The following is a 3,739-nucleotide window of genomic DNA, read 5'->3' as shown; positions in this document are numbered from 1 at the left end:
TACCATGCTGTCCATCAATTCAACAGCTCGGCGCATTCCAGCCAGGATCCCAAATTTTGCTCCAAGCATAATAGCAAGGGACATAGATGCTTCTGCAATGCCCACAACGGGAACTTCGCAATATTCTTTTAGCAGGTACAAACCTGGATCGCCAAAACAAGCCAGAACAATGCCATCCACCTCTGTCTGGTACGCCTCAACCAATGGCAACACACACACGCTTGCCAGGTGGTAATCTGTCCAAGACTCTAGAGATTCAGGTCCGGCTGGTGCTGAAAGGACTTCACACTCCCAGGGTTTTTGAAAAACTTGCGTTGCAGTTTCTCTGATCTCAGAGGTCATTTCCTGAGATGTATTTGGATTTAGAACCAGCGCTTTCGTCATCTTCACTCCTTCTTTGTTACCAGGCCATCATCAATATCCTCTTGCCTCGCTTGAGCTGATCGTTTGGATGGTGGACCAAATCCACCACCAGATGGGCAAAGATCCCTGATCACGGTTCCCTCTTTTACAAACATATTGTCTATTTTTGAAGAAAGAAGTTTGCCTTCCGTATCTCCTTTTTCAAAGATCATCACTCCGCCTGTTGCTCCATCTTCTCCCCCTTTTAGCCCCCAGGGAGCATGGCGGAATCCATCCCCCTCAACAGAGATAAAACCATCCACGAGGATGCGGGTATCACGCATGGGGCCAAAGCCTCCGCGAAATTGACCGTCTCCGGCAGCATCCTTGCGTAATTCATATCGTTCCACTCTAAGCGGATAATGGACTTCGATATCCTCGATCGGATTATTTTTCGTATTGGCATACAGGACATCAACCGCGTCAAGCCCATCCAGACCTTGCATCCCGCCATATGCGCCTTCTGTCACATCCATATAGATCCACGGCTCTCCGTCTTGGACACTGGAAAAGGTGACCGCTTTTGTTGTTGAACAACCAGCGCAGACATGATTTGGCAAGACATCTTGCATGGCGCGGACAATTAAATTCGCCACCATTTGCCCCCCGCAAAAGCGCCCAATCGTTGGGGCGGGAAATCTGGGATTTACGATTGTTCCTTCAGGAGCAGATATTGAGATCGGGCGGAACATACCTGCATTATGCGGCAGATTAGGGTGTTCAGTTTCAGGTAATAGCAACATGCGCAGGGTAAGAAGCACGGCCATGTCTGTCGTGCCGTAAAAGGGCATATTGATAGGCGCATTATCAAGCTGGGGTGCGCTTCCGGTCAGATCAACGTCAATCTCGTCATCTTTGATTTCGAGGGTTACCTTGATGGGGATATCCACTTCTCCAGTATCCTCATAACCATCAAGATAGCCTGTAGATGTATAGGTTCCATCTGGCAACGACCGAATTGCCTCCCGCATCCTCAATTCAGCAATGTGTACCAATCGTTGTGTAGAATCTTTTAGTTTCTGGAGCCCGTAACGTTCTACCAGTCGCTCAAATCCCAACTGGCCCCACCGGCAGGCAGCAACCTGGGCCCGTAAATCACCAATCACTAATCCTGGCATACGGACATTGCTTCCGATCAGTCTCCAGGCAGCCTTATCGGATTGCCCTTCCCGTTCTACCGGATATGCCTGCAGGCGGATGCCCTCACTGAAGGTATCATGCGCCTTGATGATGCAAGTGCCCGGCACGGCCGCACCAATATCGACATGGTGCGCAGCGGTTCCTACAAAGCCAAATAATTCCCCATTTGCATACAGTGGGGCAATTGCGCCGATATCCGGGCTGTGACTGGCACCACGGTAAGGATCATTATGTAAATAAACAGCCTCGGGGTCCAGTTCTTCTCCATCCAATTCCAAACTTTGAATAACTCCTCTGCAGTAACCGGCCAAAGGGCCCATTTGGAGGGGAGTGGTTTCAGCTTCTGCCAACAATTCAAAGTTCGAAGATACGATCGCAGCGCCATAATCATCAGATTCACGGATAAGAGATGAATATGCAGCACGCTTGAGGCGATGACCAACTTCCCGTGCAAGGGTTGTCAACGCACCGTAGATGACCTGATCTTCCAGGGTCAATTCAGATTGATTTTTAGCCATCATAACAGTCCATCCTTTTTGATTCTTAGGTAGCCATTATCAGTTACCTGAGCTTTCCATCCAGTGGGGATATAGGTAGTAGCATCTTGTTCAGTGATGATTGCTGGACCCTCTATGTGCGACCCGGAAAGAAGAAGGTCACGGCTGATACATTTGGCCTGGCTTTTCAATGGCTCGGGAGCTGGTTCATTTGATGGTAACTCCCAAACCGACACAGGCTTGTCAGGTTCCTGTTTTTTCGTATCTGCTGATGGAAAAGCCCAGCCTTCAGCTGCAACTTCCCAGAATGCGCGCAGTTCTACCCACTCAACCTTTGCTTCGGGTATCGAGAAGCCATACTCATGCTGATGAGCTTCATGGAACTTCTTTTCAAGCGAATCTAAGTCGGTTGAATTATTGATCAGGATTTCAACTTCGAAACCTTGTCCTAAATATCTGAGTGCAGCTATTCGCAAAAAATTTGCTCCTTCAGGGAGAGACTCGGAAATTTTATTTTCTGCTTCGGCAAAGTAAGCTCTTGTTTCTTCTTTGCTAATTTCATCCAGCCGTCTTAAAACAGTAACAGTTGCCTCCCTTCTATCTGGAGCTACCAATAGCCCCCAGGCTGCCAGCAGACCTGGACGATGAGGCACAATCACTTCGGCCAGGCCCAGAGTCTCAGCAACACCACAGGCCAATAATGATCCCGCACCGCCAGCGGAAACCAGCGCAAGTTCTGCTGGATCCAACCCGCGCGACACAGTTCGTTCGCGAATTCCGAATGCAATATTTGCTTCTGCTAATGCTAAAACTTGTAAGGCTGAACGGATAATTTCCTTATGGTCATTTACGCCAAAAGTTTCGGCAATTGCTTTGTGAGCCAGGTCGGCCCGAATAGGCATGGTGCCGCCCAGCAATATATCTTCTGGAAGTCTTCCCGTCACTGCAGCAGCATCTGTCACTGTGGCTTGTGTGCCCCCACGATCGTAGCAAGCCGGACCCGGGCTTGCGCCTGCAGATTGCGGACCGACGTGTATGGCACCGAATTCATCACGGTAGACCAATGATCCACCACCTGCTCCAATCGTATATAAATCCAACATTGGGATTTGAAGCACATAACCCCCGATCTTTCTTTCTTCCCAGGGAGCTTCACGTAATCGGCCATCACGGACAACGACGATATCAGAACTGGTGCCACCGACATCCAGGCCGACGCAGTTTTTTAAGTTGAGATCGTGAGCAACGCGCACGATGGCATTTCCGGCCGCAGCAGGCCCGGATAGCCCAAGGCGTATCGGCGTTCGACGCAAATCGCCATAAGTGGCTTCAGATTGCATGTCTACCTCTTCAAGACCTCCGTTGCTGGTCATCAGAGTCAGCTTCAGGCCGGGCCAGCGAGCATCCAGTTCTTGAGCCAGGTTTGAGAGATATTGAGCAGCTTTTGGGGCAACGCGCGCGTTCCAGGCCGTGGTCAGGAAGCGTTCATATTCACGAAAACGCGGAGAAATTTCACTGGAGGTGCATACAAATGCGTTTGGGGCTTCTTCTTTCACCCATTCTTCTGCTAGCCTCTCATTTTCAGGATATTGGTAAGAGTGTAAGAAGCCAATGGCAATGGTCTCCACCCCCATATTCTTTAGCGCACGTGCTGCACTTCGTACCATGGATTCATCCAAAGGTGTGACCACATTTCCTTG

At 49.7% G+C, this 3,739-nt stretch carries 3 protein-coding genes; all 3 read right to left on the bottom strand.

Translation table 11 applies throughout. The features are described from left to right. Positions 1-384, bottom strand: a 384-nt coding sequence (locus AC3DOM_RS16515; protein ID WP_487920136.1) for an aspartate/glutamate racemase family protein, incomplete at its 3' end; no start/stop codon positions are given. Between the two features lie 2 nt (positions 385-386). Further along, a complete protein-coding gene (locus AC3DOM_RS16510) occupies positions 387-2,063 on the bottom strand; it encodes a hydantoinase B/oxoprolinase family protein (RefSeq protein WP_487920135.1) in 1,677 nt (558 codons plus the stop codon). Further along, the coding region (locus AC3DOM_RS16505; RefSeq protein WP_487920134.1) for a hydantoinase/oxoprolinase family protein at positions 2,060-3,739 on the bottom strand (1,680 nt) is incomplete at its 5' end. The genes AC3DOM_RS16505 and AC3DOM_RS16510, both read right to left, overlap by 4 nt.

This window comes from Candidatus Desulfolinea nitratireducens (assembly GCF_982879505.1).
Note: the sequence above shows the minus strand (reverse complement) of the source record. Positions and strands in the feature narration are given on the sequence as shown.